This is a genomic window from Shewanella sp. HN-41 (assembly GCF_000217915.1).
Classification (GTDB): domain Bacteria; phylum Pseudomonadota; class Gammaproteobacteria; order Enterobacterales; family Shewanellaceae; genus Shewanella.
Genome location: NZ_AFOZ01000022.1, coordinates 1 through 15,836 on the forward strand (window position 1 = coordinate 1; position 15,836 = coordinate 15,836).

Genomic DNA, 15,836 nt, shown 5'->3' on the forward strand with positions numbered 1-15,836 from the left:
GGCATTTTTATTGCTAGTGTAAAGTATTAGACTTCATAGACATTGACAATATTGATACGTTTAGCCGCATCTAAATCAATATGACCGTTGTTGGTAACATCGAGAAAATCGAAGGCGGGTAAATCTGCCTCTGCGACATCCCCTTTCATCGGTGCATTAGGGTCCCGTTTGAGTGAGATAAAATCAAATTGCTCACGGTCAACTCCCTGGGATGGTGCCGTATTCTGCATGGCAGTGAAAATGGTTTCAATACGACCTGGATATTGTCTATCCCATTGGTTAAGCATGTCTTTAACGGCTTGGCGTTTTAAGTTTTCCTGTGAGCCACATAGGTTACAGGGAATGATTGGGAACTGCTTTAGCTCGGCATATTCCTCTAAATCTTTTTCGCGGCAGTAGGCTAAAGGACGGATCACCACATTGGCTCCATCATCCGACAGCAGTTTAGGTGGCATGGCTTTCATCTTGCCACCGAAGAACATGTTTAAGAACAAGGTCTCGATAATATCGTCCCTGTGGTGGCCTAGGGCAATTTTTGTCGCGCCGATGCGCTGAGCAAAACCGTAAAGCGTACCGCGGCGTAGGCGAGAGCACAGAGAGCAGGTGGTTTTCCCCTCAGGGACTTTGTCCTTTACAATCGAGTAAGTGTCTTTCTCGAGAATATGATAGGGAATGTTCAATTTATCCAGATAAGCGGGCAGTACATCCTCGGGAAAACCGGGTTGCTTCTGATCTAAATTCACCGCAATAATTTCAAACTGAACGGGCGCACGTTGCTGCAGATTCATTAGAATATCGAGCATGGCATAGCTGTCTTTACCACCACTGAGGCAGCACATGACACGATCACCTTCTTCGATCATATTGTAATCGGCGATGGCGCTACCCACTTCACGACGCAGACGCTTTTGCAATTTATTCAGACGGGTAGTTTGTTTTTTTGATAATTCTTCAGACATTTGACTCGCCATAACTTCAGACATAGCTTCCAACATAAAAAAAGCGCCCAGTAACACAGTTTCAGGGCGCGTATTATTCCAGCTATCTTAGGCGGGGTAAAGAGCGGAGTGCTTTAAGCCTCTTCTAAGGGGGATTTATAGCCATCAGGTTTAATCGCTAATAAATCGCAATTAATACTATCGATCACGTGCTCAGCTGTATTGCCAATTAATGCGGCGGAGAACCCAGTGCGGCCAACTGTTCCTAGGATCACAAGCTCTGCATCTAATTGCTCAGCAAGTTCAGGGATGACATCCTCTGGTAAACCTTCTTTTACATGACAACGGTTTACATCGATACCATAGGCATTCGCAAGGTAATTGACACGTTGTTCATGTTGCATACGAATAGTGTCATTGTAGGTTTGTGCATCAAAATCGGGTAACTCAATCGCCAAGTTAATCGGTGTTCCCGGATAACCATTCACGAGATGGACTTCGGCTGCAAATTTTAGCGCCAAATCCTTTGCATACTCGATAATTTTGCCGTTAAGCATTTGATGGTCGGTATCTTCGGTGGCAACATTGACAGCACAGAGAATTTTGCCCGCGGCTGGCCAAGCATGGTCCTTGACCATTAATACTGGTACTGGTGCTTTACGCATCAAATGCCAGTCGGTCGGTGTGAAGATCACAGCCTTAAGTTTGTCATGGGTGTGGGTGCCCTTAACAATCAAATCATATTGACCTGCAATCGCATGATTGATAATGCTTTCGAAGGGACGATTATGCCAAATTACTTGGGTGTCGATACTGAGTTGTAAATGACTATAAGCCGCAAGTAAGTCTTGGATCCATGCCAATCGTTGATCGATAACCCCTTGACGCATGGCTTCACGTTCCTGATTAGACAGAATCGAGGTCATTTCATAGGAGAAATCAAAAATAGAAAGAAACACAGTTACATGGGCATTACATTTGCTCGCTAAAGTAACAGCACGAGCGAGGGCAACCTGATTTTCAGTCGTGGGGTCTACTACAACCAGTATTTTTTGATAATCCTTCATAGCATGTTCCTTTAGTCATAGGCTCACCTTTATCATGAGCCTTTGGCAGTTAGCTGTATTTGTTCTAGATCAAAACTCATTTAAAAAACAGTATCTAACGTTTGGACAGTATAGATATCAACACAACAAGTGTTTTGCCGCAACGTTTTGAATATACATCATTAAGGGATTGATTATCTGCAGTTAGCTATCTAGCGATTCTGGCATTTCCGGCTAGTAAGTTTAGCTCTTGGTGATCGACTATGATGATATATTTGCCTTTTACTTCAATTAAGCCTGATTTTTGGAAACGGCCGAGTAGGCGGCTGATGGTTTCAACGGTCAGTCCAAGGTAGTTACCTATATCACCGCGAGTCATCGTTAAGCGGAATTCTTTGGGTGAAAACCCACGGTTACCGAAACGATTTGCAAGATTGCTAATAAATGCGGCGAGGCGCTCCTCGGCATTTTTTTTGCTGAGCAAGAGGATCATTTCTTGATCGCTCATGATTTCATTGCTCATTAGACGCATAATTTGTTGACGCAACTTAGGCATAGTGCCCGAGAGTTCATCGAGGATAGTGAAGGGAATTTCACATACCATGGAGGTTTCGAGTGCTTGGGCAAAACTTTGATGCAGCTGCGCGTGAATACCATCGAAACCGATCACATCACCCGCTAAATGAAAACCGGTAATTTGTTCATCACCTTGTTCGGTAATGGTATAGCTTTTGATGGTGCCAGAGCGGATCGCAAACAGGGATTTTAGGGGATCGCCAGACTTAAAAATCTGCTCGCCCTTCTGAATGGGTTTTTTGCGCTCAATAATATCATCGAGTTGATCAAGTTCATTGGCATTAAGGGTAAAAGGGATGCAAAGGGTACCCATACTGCAGTCGTGACAATGGATTGTGCATCCGCTAGCAGCGGGGCGACGATTTTTATTCTGTTCGATTGTCATGTTGATTCTCAAGTTTATCCACTGTAGCCATGTTAAACCAATTCATTCACTTGGGCTAGTTTAGCTGCGCCAGGGCGATATATAAAGTTTGCCCACCGAAGGCAACTAACAGTAAGCCACTCAATAGTCTAACGGTTTTCTTTTGCACCCAAGTTGCAAGTCGTTTAGCCGCAACGCCGGCACTTAATAGGGCGGGTAAGGTGCCCAAACCAAAGGCAAGCATGATCAGAGCGCCTTGAGTTGCAGAGCCAGAAGCCACAGACCAAGTCAGGGTACTATAAACGAGACCACAGGGGAGCCAGCCCCAAATAAAACCAGCCATAACCGCTTGGCTCGGATTTTTGATAGGAACAAGCTGTTGCGCTATGGGTTTTAAATATTGCCATAACCATTGGCCGATGCGTTCAATCTGCACTATTCCAACCCAAATTTTGGCAATATACAGTCCAGTTGCGATCATCATCATCCCGGCAATCATACGCAGCACAATCAGATACGTATCCAGTTCAAATAAATGACCAAGACCCGCCGCCGATGCGCCCACTAAACCACCCGTTAAGGTGTAACTCAAAATACGACCAAGATTGTAACTCAGTAAATACTTGAGCTGATGTGCCAGAAAATTACCAGTTTTAGGATTAGGTATTTGGGCAGAAAACGCGCCCACTAAACCGCCACACATGCCAAAGCAATGGGCTGCACCCATTAACCCCACCAGAAAAGCCCCAGTGACATTGTACTCAATCACAGAGGCATGCCTTTTTCTTGTGCTGCATCGGCTTGCTTTTTCTCAGGCACCGGATGGCTGTTTGGTTTAACAGTGTCTTCGTCGAATAATATCGACACACTTTGGCGGTCTAAATCGTCAAATTGTTCTGATTTCACGGCCCAAAAAAATACTATTACAGCGATGGCAACAAAGATCATGGCAATTGGGATAAGCACATAAATAATTTCCATAATGACCCCTTATTATTCTGGTTAAACTTTTAATGATGTTTACACTTTAACCCGCAATAATCTCAGGCTATTACCAACCACTATCAAAGAACTTGCCGACATGCCAATCGCCGCGATATAAGGTGCCACATGGCCCGTGACGGCTAAAGGCAAGATAAGGGCGTTATAACCCAGCGCCCATGCTAAATTTTGTCTGATAATCTGTGTTGTCAGTTTAGCGACAGCAACTGCTTGCGTGAAGCGAGAAAGATGATCCCCAAGTAAAATCAGATCGGCACTGTTTTTCGCGATAGCACTGCCGCTACCCATGGCAACCGACAAATCGGCCCCGGCAAGCACTGGTGCATCATTGATGCCATCACCAAACATGGCAACGCGAGTATGCTGTTGTAATTGCGTCACGAGTGCAAGTTTATCCGCAGGCGTTAATCCACTGTGTACATCTTCAATTCCCAGCTCTTTGGCTAGTTGATGTACGTGTCCGGAGCTATCGCCGCTGGCAATACTGACAAGGCAACCCTGCTGTTTTAAGGTTTCCACGGTCACTTTACTGTCTACACGAATATTGTCTTGAATATCGAAGCGGGCCATTAGCACGGGGGTTTCATCGCTTAAACGAGCCAGCCAAATTTGCTGTTGAGTCAGGTTATTATTTACCTTTGCGCCTGTAAAATGAGCGTTGCCGATTCGATACTCAATACCCTCGATTATGCCTTTGATCCCAAAACCCACTTCGTGGTGAACTTGCTCGGCAATATAGCGGCTATTCGCATAGGAAGCGAACGCATTGGCAATGGGATGGCGAGAGCCGCTTTCAAGTGCTGCGGCAATAGCGAGAGCGTTATCCTTTACCGTATCACCATAGCTCTCTATTTGACCAATGGAGAGCGTGCCACAGGTGAGTGTGCCCGTTTTATCAAAAACAACGTGTTTGATCTGCGGCAGTTTTTCAAAGACACCGGCCTTGCGGGTAATGATCCCAAGGCGAGTAAAAATGGCGGTGGCGCAAGTGACGGCAGTGGGTGTAGCCAGCGCTAGGGCGCAGGGGCAGGTTGCCACTAAGACCGATAAAGTGACCCAAAAGGCATCCTCGGGTGAAATTTGATGCCAAACCAAATAGGTTATCGTCGCTATAGTCAGGATCGTACCCGAGAAATAGCGGGATAATTTATCGGCTAATAACGCAATCGCAGGTTTAGTATTGGATGCGAGCTCCTGCAGTCGAATAATCTCGGCGACCAGTTGATCTTGCCCCAGCGCAGTCACCTTGACTTTGATCGGTTGCTCAACGTTGATGGTGCCTGCGTAAACTTGGCTATCAACAGTTTTATCAATCGGCATTTGCTCGCCGGTGAGCATAGCTTCATTGATGCTAGTATGGCCTTCAATTACCACACCATCGGCGGCCACCATTTCCCCCGGTTTCACAAGGATTGCATCATCAAGGCGTAACTTTTTAGCGGGAATTTCTACCAGACCACTGTCGTTCACTAAGTGCGCCGTAAGTGGTACCAACTTATGTAAATTACTGGAGCTGATCGAGGCCTTCTGTCTAGCCTTTTGCTCGAAGTAGCGCCCCAATAACAGGAAGAAGGTAAACATGGACACGGATTCAAAATACACTTCGCCAGTGCCGTTGACGGTAGCAAAACAGCTAGCGACGTATGCGCCGCCAATGGCGATGGAGACAGACACATCCATATTGAGTTTGCCGCTGAGCAGGGTACGAATAGCGCTGAAATAGAAGGGCTGCGCTGAATAAAGCACCACAGGGGTGGCAAAAATCATGCTGACCCAACGGAAATAATCCCGATACTGCACATCTAAATCGGTGAAGTAGCCAGTATAAAGGGCGAGGGCGAACATCATAACTTGCATGGTCGCAAAGCCAGCTAAGCCTAAGCGCAATAAAAACTTACGGCTATTGAGTTTGTTGTTGAGCTCTTGCTCATCGACTTGATAGGGCGCAGCTTGATAGCCAATACGGCTAATTTGCCCAAGAATGTCGCTAAGTTTTACCGCGCGTTTATCCCAACTGATCATCGCCCTTTGGGTAGTTGAGTTAACGAGCACTTGTATGATGCCGTTAAGCTGTTTCACTTTGTGTTCAATAAGCCAAGCACAGGCTGCGCAGGTAATACCATCGATAGAGAGTGACACTGACTCAATATTGTCCACTGAGTGCACAAAATCCTGTTGCACTTCGGGCAAGTCATAGGCACTAAACTGCGTTAGGGCTTCGGGGACAAGGGCGGTTTGCTTACTACCGGGCTCAGTGCGGAACTTGTAATAGTTGAGTAATCCCGCGTCCACAATCGCCTGAGAAACCGCCTGACAACCTGGGCAGCACATGAGTTCATCACGATCATTAATGCGAGTCACAAACTGCTGGCCCGTCAGCACGGGCTCATTACAGTGAAAACAACTTGGATGTGTCATAGTACTACTTATTCAACCACAATCAGTTTAGCCAAAGTTGGACATGATCTTTTAATTCAACGCGTTGGTGAATACGCCATTTGCCATCGTAACTTTCTAGGCGAACTTCCCATGGGCCAGTCAGCGTGGCAGGCAAGGTAATGCGATACACATTACTGGCATCGGCAGTGGCGGTGAGCTTGATGTCTCTGTCGGCAATCGTTGGATGGTAGAACTCGACTTTTAGGGCAGCTTGAGAAGCGGGACCACCTTGCTGAGTCAGTAGAATTTCATTACTGGCTTGTTCGAGTAAAAAGTTCATGCCGATTTGTTTGGCATACTTCACTTTACTCAAGTCCATATTAATAGCTTTGCCTTCTTTATAGTAATCCTCGGCGGCTAACGAGTCCGAGTTTGATAGGGCAATTTTCAGTGTGGTAAAACTTGCGATGACAGCACATAAAGGCAGAATAATTAAAAACCAAGGCCAGAACTGCTTATACCAGGCTTGTTGTTCGTTCATGACAGATACCCATTCAAAAAATTTACGCCATTTTACCGTTAAAAGGTGGTTTTAGCACTTTAAAAAAAAGGCCTCGAAGTCTTCGAGGCCTTAGCGTTACTCATATCTAATTACTTGTTTGACAAGCTATAAACATAAGCTGCGATCACGTGAACTTTCTCTTCACCGAGAACGTCTTTCCATGCTGGCATCACACCTGCACGACCATGTTTAATGGTTTCTTCGATCACGCCACGGCTACCGCCATATAACCAAACATCGTCAGTTAAATTAGGAGCACCCATGAACTTGTTGCCTTTAGCGTCCATACCGTGACACGCGAAACAACCTTTCATGAATGAGCCTTGACCAAGAGCGGCGAGTTTTTCATCGTGCTCGCGACCAGACAATTTAACAACGTATTCAGCTAAACCCGCAATTTCGCTGTCGTCGATTGGTAAACCACCTTTGGGTGGCATCATGCCATGACGACCACCCATGATAGTGGTCTTAATCGTGGCTAAGTCGCCACCATATAACCAGTCACCATCGGTGAGATTAGGGAAGCCTTTGCTACCTCGTGCGTCAGAGCCATGGCACTGTGCACAGTTTTGTAGGAACAAACGGCCGCCCACTTTCAATGCTTCTTGGTTTTTCACTAACTCTTCTAGTGGTGTCGCCAAGTAAGCCGCGAAGATTGGGCCATATTTTTCATTAGCGTGCTTTACTTCTTGATCATACTGAACATAACGGCCTTCTTCTGCTGCTAGTGCAATCGCTGCGGCAGAGTCGGCCTTAATACCTTGTTCAGTACCAATGCTTTGGTTAGAACTCGTCCAGCCTAAAAGGCCTTTGTAGTTACCTAAACCAGGAAATAAGGCTAGATAGATCAAGCCAAACACGATAGTGATATAGAACATATAACTCCACCATTTTGGCAGTGGGTTATTGAGTTCCTCAATACCGTCGAAACTGTGACCCATAGATTCGCCTTCTTTCACATCAGTGGTGTTCTTAGAACACACACGTAGTAATAGAAAACAACCCGCGATCACGACTAACGAGAGTACGCTAATCCAAACACTCCAGAAGCTACTCATCACTTATTCTCTCCTGAGTCCTTCGATACCTTGCCGACTTCCTCATCGGAAAACACAAGGTTAGCTGCTTCATCAAAGGATTTTTGACGATGCGAGCTATATGCCCAAGCAAATATACCGACGAAGGTCAGCATCACAATGATGGTTAAAATACCTTGTAATGTGCCGTAATCCATATATCGCCTCCTTATTTGAGTGCGTGACCCAAAGACTGAAGATATGCAATCAAGGCTTCCAACTCTGTCTTACCTGCAACAGCTTGCTGTGCGCCTGCGATTTCTTCATCGGTATAAAGATCATTCCCTTTGTAACCGCCTTTATGCAGGTTACGTAGGATAATCATCTTATCGCCCGTCAGTTCGCCGTCTAACTTGTTTTCGGCTAACCATGGGAAGGCTGGCATATTCGATTGAGGAACTACAGCACGAGGATCGATTAAGTGAACTTCATGCCATTTATCGCTGTAACGACCACCAACACGGGCAAGATCAGGACCAGTACGCTTAGAGCCCCATTGGAATGGATGATCCCAAACCGATTCACCGGCAACAGAGTAGTGACCATAACGTTCAGTTTCTGCACGTAAAGGACGGATCATCTGGCTGTGACAATTATAACAACCTTCACGAACATAGATGTCACGGCCTTCAATTTGCAGGGCAGTGTATGGCTTTAAACCTACCACTGGCTCAGTGGTATCTTTTTGAAAAATCAACGGTGTGATTTCAACGAGACTACCGAAGCTGATAGCGATAACGGTGAAGATCGCTAACAAACCGATGTTTTTTTCAACTATCTCATGATTAAATTTCATCGAGTTTGCTCCTTTAAGCCGCTGTTGGTTCAGCCAATGCTGGCAATGAATCTTTAGAGGCTTTCACAGTACGGATCACGTTGTATGCCATGATCAGCATACCGGTCAGGAAGAAACAACCGCCAAGGAAACGTACAAAGTAGAAAGGATATGAAGCTTCAAGACTTTCAACAAAGCTATAAGTCAAAGTACCGTCAGCATTCACTGCGCGCCACATTAGACCTTGCATTACACCCGAAATCCACATAGAGACGATGTAAAGCACGGTACCAATAGTCGCTAACCAGAAATGGACGTTGACTAACTTGATGCTGTACATACGGCCATGGCCGAACAGTACTGGGATCAAGTGATACAGAGAACCTATCGACACCATTGCAACCCAGCCTAGCGCGCCGGAGTGAACGTGACCTACAGTCCAATCTGTATAGTGAGATAAAGCGTTAACTGTCTTAATAGCCATCATCGGGCCTTCAAAGGTAGACATACCGTAGAAAGACAGAGAAACAACCAAGAAACGCAATACAGGGTCAGTACGCAGTTTATGCCAAGCACCAGACAAGGTCATGATACCGTTGATCATACCACCCCAAGAAGGAGCGAACAGGATCAGTGACATCACCATACCTAAAGACTGAGTCCAGTCAGGCAGGGCAGTGTAATGTAAGTGGTGAGGACCTGCCCAAATGTACAGTGCGATCAGTGCCCAGAAGTGCACAATCGACAGACGATATGAGTAAACAGGACGACCCGCTTGCTTAGGTACGAAGTAATACATCATCCCCAAGAAACCTGCGGTTAATAAGAAACCTACAGCGTTGTGACCATACCACCACTGCACAGTCGCATCGACAGCGCCGCTATACAGAGAGTATGACTTGAACAGGCTAACGGGGACTGCCATAGAGTTAACTATGTGTAGTACTGCTACGGTAATAATAAAGGCACCAAAGAACCAGTTCGCCACGTAAATATGCGAAGTCGTTCGTTTGATAATAGTACCGAAGAACACAATAGCGTAGGACACCCAAACGATAGCGATTGCGAGATCGATAGGCCATTCTAATTCAGCGTATTCTTTACCTTGGGTGAAACCCATGGGCAGAGAGATGGCTGCTGACAGAATGATGGCTTGCCATCCCCAAAACGTAAATGCGGCTAACTTAGGTGCAAATAGTCGGGTTTGACAGGTGCGTTGTACGACATAATAGGATGTTGCAAAGAGGGCTGATGTTCCGAACGCGAAAATCACCGCATTGGTGTGTAATGGTCGCAAGCGACTATACGTTAACCAAGGTGTTTCAAAGTTCAGTTGAGGCCAGATTAACTGAGCCGCAATTAATACACCGACTGACATACCAACAATGCCCCACAAAACTGTGGTTAAGGCAAATTGGCGGACAATGGTGTAATTGTAATCAGCGCCTGTTGGCTGGGAATGGTTCATCATAATGCTTCCACTGCTTATTACTTTTACTTTTAGCAAAGACGAGCTTTACCTGTTATAAATGACACAAAACTCGCTTCCCTATTAGGGTTGTCGAGCCATGTCAATGCGTTACCCTGCACATTTGTGCTCAAATATGAGGTTTCGCAATGATACTTGAGCTATGTCAAAAAAGATACCAAAGAAGGGGGGTAGAAAGTTGATCTAGATCAACCTACACAATAGAATGTTAACACATTGCATCACAAGGTTAATTTTTGTGCTTATTCGTCAATCCCTCCCTTTATTTATAATCGCATTAGTGCTCAATCTCAGTGCTTGCAATGAAAAGGTTGAGCAAGCCGCTGAAAAAAAAGTGCTAGATCCCTCCCTGTGTGTTTTTTCTCGGGGCGAATGTATAAAAAAAGTGGCTGGTATCGAGCTTAAATTCACGCTTTCACCTAGCCACGCACCAAGCGAAAAACCATTAACATTGAAGCTATTATCCTCATCCGCAATCAGTGATGTACAGATCCGTCTTGAGGGAAGAGATATGTTTATGGGTGTTATTCCCGTAAATATTCGTGAACTGAGTGAAAAGGCTTATGAAGGGCAAATGATTTATGGCTCTTGCAGCAGTGGATATATGGTCTGGCGAGGATTTGTCAATTTCACCCTCAATGGAGAGTCTAAGGCGGTCACATTCGATTTCCTTGCCGATAATAACGCTTAATTTAAGGTTGATTCGATCGTTCAGATTCTAGGCTGTGAAGCGATGGATTCCACGGTGATATTAATCATCCTTCTAAAGGACATAAGATAGAGGATCATTCATCATGATCCCTCCAATTGTCTTTTACATGAACAAAGACATCAATGTTTTCAATAAAGAGTTCCAATAACTCGGGATCAAAATGTTTACCCGCGCCTTTACGCATCTCAGTTAGCACCTCTTCCAGTGGCCATGCCGATTTGTAACATCTGGCATGTGAAAGGGCATCAAACACATCTGCAATGGCCACAATCCGCGCGAAAATGTGAATTTCATCTTGTTTTAAATTGGCAGGATAACCAGAACCATCATATTTTTCATGGTGTTGTAATGCAATGGTCGACGCAGCTTTTAAAATAGGGCGCTCGGAGTTCTCCAAAATTTGATGCCCTATGATTGGATGTTGGCGCATGACTTTCCACTCATCCTCATCGAGCTTTCCAGGTTTCAGTAATACTGCATCAGGAATAGCAATTTTACCTATGTCATGCATGGGGGATGCGCGGCGTAATAGATCGGCTTCACTTTCACTTAAACCTGCAAGTAACGCCAGTTGAGAACAATATTCAGCCATGCGTTTAACATGATTGGCAGCTTCTTTAGAGCGACTTTCAACCACATCCCCCAAACGTAAAATCAGTTCTGATTGGGTATCCTCGACCTCTTGATTCAAGAGCAGATTCTCAAAGGCGACCCCGACATTTATCGCAAAAATATCGACAAGCTTTTTGTCTAAATCATCTATTTTATCAATACCATCCATATAGAGCAGGTTAATCAGCCCCCCCTTAGTCGGGAAATAACCAATAAAACAATTATCCTCATAGAGACAGCGCTTTTGAATTAATGCGCTACGCAATAGTTTATCAATATGCTCTGGGAGCACTCTGTGCGAAGGGCTGTTTGCAAATTGCCCCGTGCCCGCTAGGATCTCAATTTCTGCCGAGTCGATATGACCACTGATCGCATCCATCGCGTTACAGGTTAAGAGTAAGGTTTCTGAGTCTAGATTAAGCAGTGTTGCGACTTGGGTAAGGAGTCCATCGGCAAACTTATGTAAGGTTCTTAACTCAAATAACCCTGATGTTGCCTCAAGAACACGTTCGAGCCCCATTCGATGGTTAAATTGAGCACGTCTTGCTTGCTCTATTTCCATAATATCGCGATAGGACCGCAGGGAAGAGTAAACACTGGTCATCAATTTGCGGGAATCAAGTTCAGATTTTGCTTTATAATCATTGATATCATAATTAACGATGACATCTTCTTCCGGCGCTTGGCCGGGTTGACCAGTACGTAAGATAAGACGAATAGTCTTGTTGCGAAGTTCTTCACGGATCCATTTAACGAGCTCTAATCCCGCATGATCACTTTCCATCACGACATCAATAAATGCAATTGCAACATCTTCCTCTTGACTCAATAAGGCCTTGGCTTGTTCTGCACTGTAGGCATTGATGAAGGTGAGGGCCCGTCCATCTAATCTAAAACGGGATAGGGCAAGTTTAGTGACGGTGTGAACATCGGGCTCATCATCAACAACCAGTATCTTCCAAGGGCTTCCAACCTCGGTTGTTTCATGGTTTTTTTTGACCGGAAAAAAAGAGGCTTTTTCTTTGTAAGATCAATCGACATCCGATACCTCAGTAAAGTAGAAATCCAGCGCACTTTATGAGTGTAGTTCAAGCCTTTTAAAGCAGTAGAAAAAATTAATAAAGAAAATGGGAGATAGGACTCACACCACTCATTTGATAATAATTATCATTTGTGTATGCTGTCATTTCACCATAACGAGGAGGGGACATGGCTGAACGTATTAATTTATCCATGCCGGAGCAAAAACTTGCACAATTAATCCGAGATGGTCATTTGTGTGCTGCTGACTTTAGTTGCCTTGATAGTGTCTCGAAGAGAAAAGTCTGGCAACTCTGCTTGATCTGCTGCCAAAAGCGCCTGTTTTGTCGCCAATGTACCTATGCAGATTGCGCACAAATTAACATCCACATTGATGCCGATAAATAACGTTATCGGCATTTGCGTTTAAGTATTATCATATAAAAAATCTTTATAATTCAAATTGTCTATGCAACATCAAGCCGTTATTCCTTTATTTGATTCAGTTGAATTCATACAAGAGGGAAATTGTATCGTTAATCAGTACATCACCCAGATTAGTCTAATGAAAGTTGTCGATGCGGGCCTAGTGATGGAACATGCAACTGATTGGTTATTCGAACAAAAACACAGTGAAAATAACTATAAAGCTTACCGTAGTGAACTCACCACATTCCTACATTGGTGCTTTGATGTAGCCTCTCTGTCACCAACAGAAGTGATGCGAAAAGACATGAGCCGCTACGTAGATTACTGTCTTAATCCGCCAATGGAATTGATAGGCTACTTTAATGTCCCACAGTTCAAATTCGACAAATATCTTGGAGAACGGATACCAAATCCATTATGGAAACCCTTTGTAGGGAAGAAATATTTAGGACAAATTCAACCGTATAGACTGAGTGATAATGCATTAAAGACCAAAATTGCAATTTTATCTTCCTTTTATTCCTACCTAATGGGTGAAGAATATTGTGAACGAAATCCCGCACAAGTTTGGCTAAATCACAGCCGTTTTACGCTGACACGACGGTATCAAAGCCGAATCGATGAAGAGGAAAATAGCTTTGCATTCACAGAGCTACAGTGGTCATACATTATGACGACCGTGACAATATTAGCAGAAGCATCACCCGAGTTGCATCAGCGAAGCTTATTTTTGATATCGTTAATTTATTCATGCTATCTGCGTATTTCGGATGTCTCTGCACGTGCAGGATATTCACCCGTCATGGGTCAATTTAGGCAGAATCATCAAACCGGCATATGGAGTTTTCACATTCCGTTGAGCAAAGGGGGTAAAAAGCGCAACGTAGCCATTTCTAAAGCCTTGCTTGACGCATTAGTGACGTATCGTCAGTATTTAGGCTTAACTGACTATCCGCACCCAAATGAAAGCCATCCGCTATTTGTCAGACACAGAGCCGCAGGCCGTGGCCGTGATGTTGGTTTACTGAACGCTAACTTAGGGATCCGACAAATTCGTGATGAAATTCAATACATTATCAAGCTTGCCGCCGATAATGCGCAAACAGATGGATTCATCCACGATGCACAGCAAATGCGTAAGCTAACGGCACATAATATTCGTCACACCGGCATTACGCATGATATCAATATCAACCGCAGACCATTGTCACACGTACAGGCTGATGCGGGCCATGAAAGTATCGACACAACATCACAGTATTTACATACCACTCAAACGGAAAGGCACGAAAGTGCATTCAACAAGCCATTAGATCACTTGCATGGCATCAATGAATAAGCTCCAAGGAAGCATCAAACCCTCCCACACAAAACTGCGCACAATGTATATTATGTTAAATTGAATATCTTAAAGGATAGCTGGATTGATCTTGGTAATTCTTAGTGAGAACTAGGATTGCTGCTCTATTCTGATGTAGGCCTCTTGTTTTGTGCTCTATGAGAATTTTGAGTGATCATTTTTTTCTCTATATAAGCCTCACGTTTTCCAGGCCGTGCTCTGGTTCGTGTTATTCGTGAATTTACAGACAGCCTCTCATGCTAATAAACGCTAGTGATGAGCAAACTTTTATTGTTATCTAGTAAGTGCGTCACTACGTGGATGTTTCCTAAGACGACTCTTATGACCCAGCCTTTTATGAATATTCAAACCTTACTTGTAACCAACGGTAAGAGAAACACTAGCAATCACTCAGCTAAATTAAGTGGTTAACTTGACTGAAAACGAAAGAAGTCGAATAATGGCGTCAGGTTGCAGAGACGCCTATCCGCAGAAGATGACATCACTCTGACTCATATCTCGATGTGACACATCAAATGTATGACACAACAATTGATTAGGTTTGGCTTAGCGGAGATGCCAATAAAACTTAGGAGAATTGTTTGTGATACAACATATTACCTCAGCACCAAGTGCCTTAACCGAAATTAAAATCCTCGCTAAAAAGCAACTTAAAGCCTGCCAGGCTGGTGATACGCTTGCGCTACAAAAGTTCGCATCACTGATGGATAAACAAGGGTTTGATCAAAACAACATCCAGCTCAAGCATTGTCAATGCATATTGGCCCGTGAGCTAGGGTTTACTGATTTTAATCACTGCCAACGTGTGTTATCGGGTCAAGCACAAATAGGTGAAGACTTAGGCGCCCTATTCCATAACAGACGCTGCGATACCCTGCTCAATCATTGGTTTAGCCGCTTTGATGAGGCACAAGCTTTTTTAAAGCAAACGCCTAATATGGTGTTACTTCCCTTTAAGAAACAGTTCTTTGCGGTGAATGGACCTGACTATATTGAAGCACTGGGATTAACCTTAAGCGATCCAGAGTGTATTTACACCTGTTGGGTTGGCGCTGAAGATAATGCGGCTTTTGAGCTATTTGCGCTTGCACTTATCAAATATAAGTTAATGTAAATATTTAGAAAATCAAGAAAACAGCAATAATGATGGACTTCTACTAAGGCAATGAGTGAAAAACTGCGCTTTGGTTTTGAATTAGTCCTCTAAAAGATTCAAAAGTCTTAAATGCAAAAGGCCACTAAATGATATTAGCGGCCTTTTTGACTAAACATGGAGGAGCTTTACTTAGAATCAGGTACCGTGGTGCAAACTGTGCAAACTGTGCAAACAAAAAAGGCCATCATTGCTGATGGCCTTTTTTGTAAAATATGGCGGAGGAGCAGGGATTTGAACCCTGGGTGGGCTATAAACCCACGCCGGTTTTCAAGACCGGTGCATTAAACCACTCTGCCACCCCTCCGAACGAGGCGCATAATATAAGTAAGTTTGCTGGCTG

The 15,836-nt window shown here is 44.3% G+C and carries 15 protein-coding genes, 1 tRNA gene and 1 pseudogene; 4 read left to right on the top strand and 13 right to left on the bottom strand.

Annotated elements, in window-relative coordinates; translation table 11 throughout:
• Window positions 1–26: 26 nt before the first annotated feature.
• From ttcA to ccoN, 11 genes are all read right to left on the bottom strand, one after another.
• A complete protein-coding gene (gene ttcA / locus SOHN41_RS08050; RefSeq protein ID WP_007647587.1) occupies window positions 27–995 on the bottom strand; it encodes a tRNA 2-thiocytidine(32) synthetase TtcA in 969 nt (322 codons plus the stop codon).
• 77 nt (window positions 996–1,072) lie between these two features.
• Window positions 1,073–2,005 (bottom strand): universal stress protein UspE, encoded by a 933-nt coding sequence (uspE, locus tag SOHN41_RS08055; protein WP_007647588.1) that lies wholly within the window; start codon window positions 2,003–2,005, stop codon window positions 1,073–1,075.
• Window positions 2,006–2,192: 187 nt separating this feature from the next.
• A complete protein-coding gene (gene etrA / locus SOHN41_RS08060; protein WP_037458487.1) occupies window positions 2,193–2,945 on the bottom strand; it encodes an electron transport transcriptional regulator EtrA in 753 nt (250 codons plus the stop codon).
• Between the two features lie 55 nt (window positions 2,946–3,000).
• Entirely contained in the window at window positions 3,001–3,693 is a 693-nt protein-coding gene (locus tag SOHN41_RS08065; RefSeq protein ID WP_007647590.1) for a sulfite exporter TauE/SafE family protein, read from the bottom strand.
• A complete protein-coding gene (gene ccoS, locus SOHN41_RS08070; protein WP_007647591.1) occupies window positions 3,690–3,905 on the bottom strand; it encodes a cbb3-type cytochrome oxidase assembly protein CcoS in 216 nt (71 codons plus the stop codon). The genes SOHN41_RS08065 and ccoS overlap by 4 nt, the downstream gene beginning before the upstream one ends.
• 39 nt (window positions 3,906–3,944) lie before the next feature.
• Window positions 3,945–6,344 carry a heavy metal translocating P-type ATPase gene (locus tag SOHN41_RS08075; protein ID WP_037458489.1) on the bottom strand — a complete coding sequence of 800 codons (2,400 nt, stop codon included), beginning with the start codon at window positions 6,342–6,344 and terminating at the stop codon, window positions 3,945–3,947.
• Between the two features lie 22 nt (window positions 6,345–6,366).
• Window positions 6,367–6,846, bottom strand: coding sequence for a FixH family protein (locus tag SOHN41_RS08080; RefSeq protein WP_007647593.1), 480 nt, complete (start codon window positions 6,844–6,846; stop codon window positions 6,367–6,369).
• 110 nt (window positions 6,847–6,956) lie between these two features.
• Complete coding sequence (ccoP, locus tag SOHN41_RS08085) at window positions 6,957–7,925, bottom strand: cytochrome-c oxidase, cbb3-type subunit III (protein WP_007647594.1); 969 nt, start codon at window positions 7,923–7,925, stop codon at window positions 6,957–6,959.
• Window positions 7,925–8,101, bottom strand: coding sequence for a cbb3-type cytochrome oxidase subunit 3 (locus tag SOHN41_RS08090; RefSeq protein ID WP_007647596.1), 177 nt, complete (start codon window positions 8,099–8,101; stop codon window positions 7,925–7,927). Before SOHN41_RS08090 ends, ccoP begins: the two co-directional genes overlap by 1 nt.
• Before the next feature lie 11 nt (window positions 8,102–8,112).
• A complete protein-coding gene (ccoO, locus tag SOHN41_RS08095; protein WP_007647597.1) occupies window positions 8,113–8,739 on the bottom strand; it encodes a cytochrome-c oxidase, cbb3-type subunit II in 627 nt (208 codons plus the stop codon).
• Window positions 8,740–8,752: 13 nt separating this feature from the next.
• Window positions 8,753–10,189, bottom strand: a complete 1,437-nt coding sequence (gene ccoN, locus SOHN41_RS08100) for a cytochrome-c oxidase, cbb3-type subunit I (RefSeq protein WP_007647598.1) — start codon at window positions 10,187–10,189, stop codon at window positions 8,753–8,755.
• A 256-nt stretch (window positions 10,190–10,445) separates the two neighbouring features.
• On the opposite strand from ccoN, the gene SOHN41_RS08105 reads away from it, so the two are divergent.
• On the top strand, window positions 10,446–10,898 hold the full coding sequence (locus tag SOHN41_RS08105; protein ID WP_007647599.1) for a hypothetical protein: 453 nt from the start codon (window positions 10,446–10,448) through the stop codon (window positions 10,896–10,898).
• 94 nt (window positions 10,899–10,992) lie between these two features.
• Here SOHN41_RS08105 and SOHN41_RS08110 read toward each other — a convergent pair.
• Window positions 10,993–12,572, bottom strand: a pseudogene (locus SOHN41_RS08110) (DUF3369 domain-containing protein).
• A gap of 168 nt (window positions 12,573–12,740) precedes the next feature.
• Between SOHN41_RS08110 and SOHN41_RS08115 the strand changes: the two are divergent.
• The 3 genes from SOHN41_RS08115 (at window position 12,741) to SOHN41_RS08125 (ending at window position 15,454) form a co-directional block, all read left to right on the top strand.
• Complete coding sequence (locus tag SOHN41_RS08115) at window positions 12,741–12,959, top strand: hypothetical protein (RefSeq protein WP_007647602.1); 219 nt, start codon at window positions 12,741–12,743, stop codon at window positions 12,957–12,959.
• Window positions 12,960–13,020: 61 nt separating this feature from the next.
• Window positions 13,021–14,319: a tyrosine-type recombinase/integrase gene (locus SOHN41_RS08120; protein ID WP_007647604.1), complete on the top strand. Its 1,299-nt coding sequence runs from the start codon at window positions 13,021–13,023 to the stop codon at window positions 14,317–14,319.
• Window positions 14,320–14,923: 604 nt separating this feature from the next.
• Window positions 14,924–15,454: a hypothetical protein gene (locus tag SOHN41_RS08125; protein ID WP_007647606.1), complete on the top strand. Its 531-nt coding sequence runs from the start codon at window positions 14,924–14,926 to the stop codon at window positions 15,452–15,454.
• Between the two features lie 255 nt (window positions 15,455–15,709).
• Here SOHN41_RS08125 and SOHN41_RS08130 read toward each other — a convergent pair.
• A tRNA-Ser gene (locus tag SOHN41_RS08130) sits at window positions 15,710–15,800 on the bottom strand.
• Window positions 15,801–15,836: the final 36 nt, after the last annotated feature.

Bases quoted from the DNA above. Each gene is read 5' to 3' on its own strand.
- ttcA (WP_007647587.1), bottom strand. From the start codon at position 995: ATGTTGGAAGCTATGTCTGAAGTTATGGCGAGTCAAATGTCTGAAGAA.
- uspE (WP_007647588.1), bottom strand. From the start codon at position 2,005: ATGAAGGATTATCAAAAAATACTGGTTGTAGTAGACCCCACGACTGAA.
- etrA (WP_037458487.1), bottom strand. From the start codon at position 2,945: ATGACAATCGAACAGAATAAAAATCGTCGCCCCGCTGCTAGCGGATGC.
- ccoS (WP_007647591.1), bottom strand. From the start codon at position 3,905: ATGGAAATTATTTATGTGCTTATCCCAATTGCCATGATCTTTGTTGCC.
- SOHN41_RS08075 (WP_037458489.1), bottom strand. From the start codon at position 6,344: ATGACACATCCAAGTTGTTTTCACTGTAATGAGCCCGTGCTGACGGGC.
- SOHN41_RS08080 (WP_007647593.1), bottom strand. From the start codon at position 6,846: ATGAACGAACAACAAGCCTGGTATAAGCAGTTCTGGCCTTGGTTTTTA.
- ccoP (WP_007647594.1), bottom strand. From the start codon at position 7,925: ATGAGTAGCTTCTGGAGTGTTTGGATTAGCGTACTCTCGTTAGTCGTG.
- SOHN41_RS08090 (WP_007647596.1), bottom strand. From the start codon at position 8,101: ATGGATTACGGCACATTACAAGGTATTTTAACCATCATTGTGATGCTG.
- ccoO (WP_007647597.1), bottom strand. From the start codon at position 8,739: ATGAAATTTAATCATGAGATAGTTGAAAAAAACATCGGTTTGTTAGCG.
- ccoN (WP_007647598.1), bottom strand. From the start codon at position 10,189: ATGATGAACCATTCCCAGCCAACAGGCGCTGATTACAATTACACCATT.
- SOHN41_RS08115 (WP_007647602.1), top strand. From the start codon at position 12,741: ATGGCTGAACGTATTAATTTATCCATGCCGGAGCAAAAACTTGCACAA.
- SOHN41_RS08120 (WP_007647604.1), top strand. From the start codon at position 13,021: ATGCAACATCAAGCCGTTATTCCTTTATTTGATTCAGTTGAATTCATA.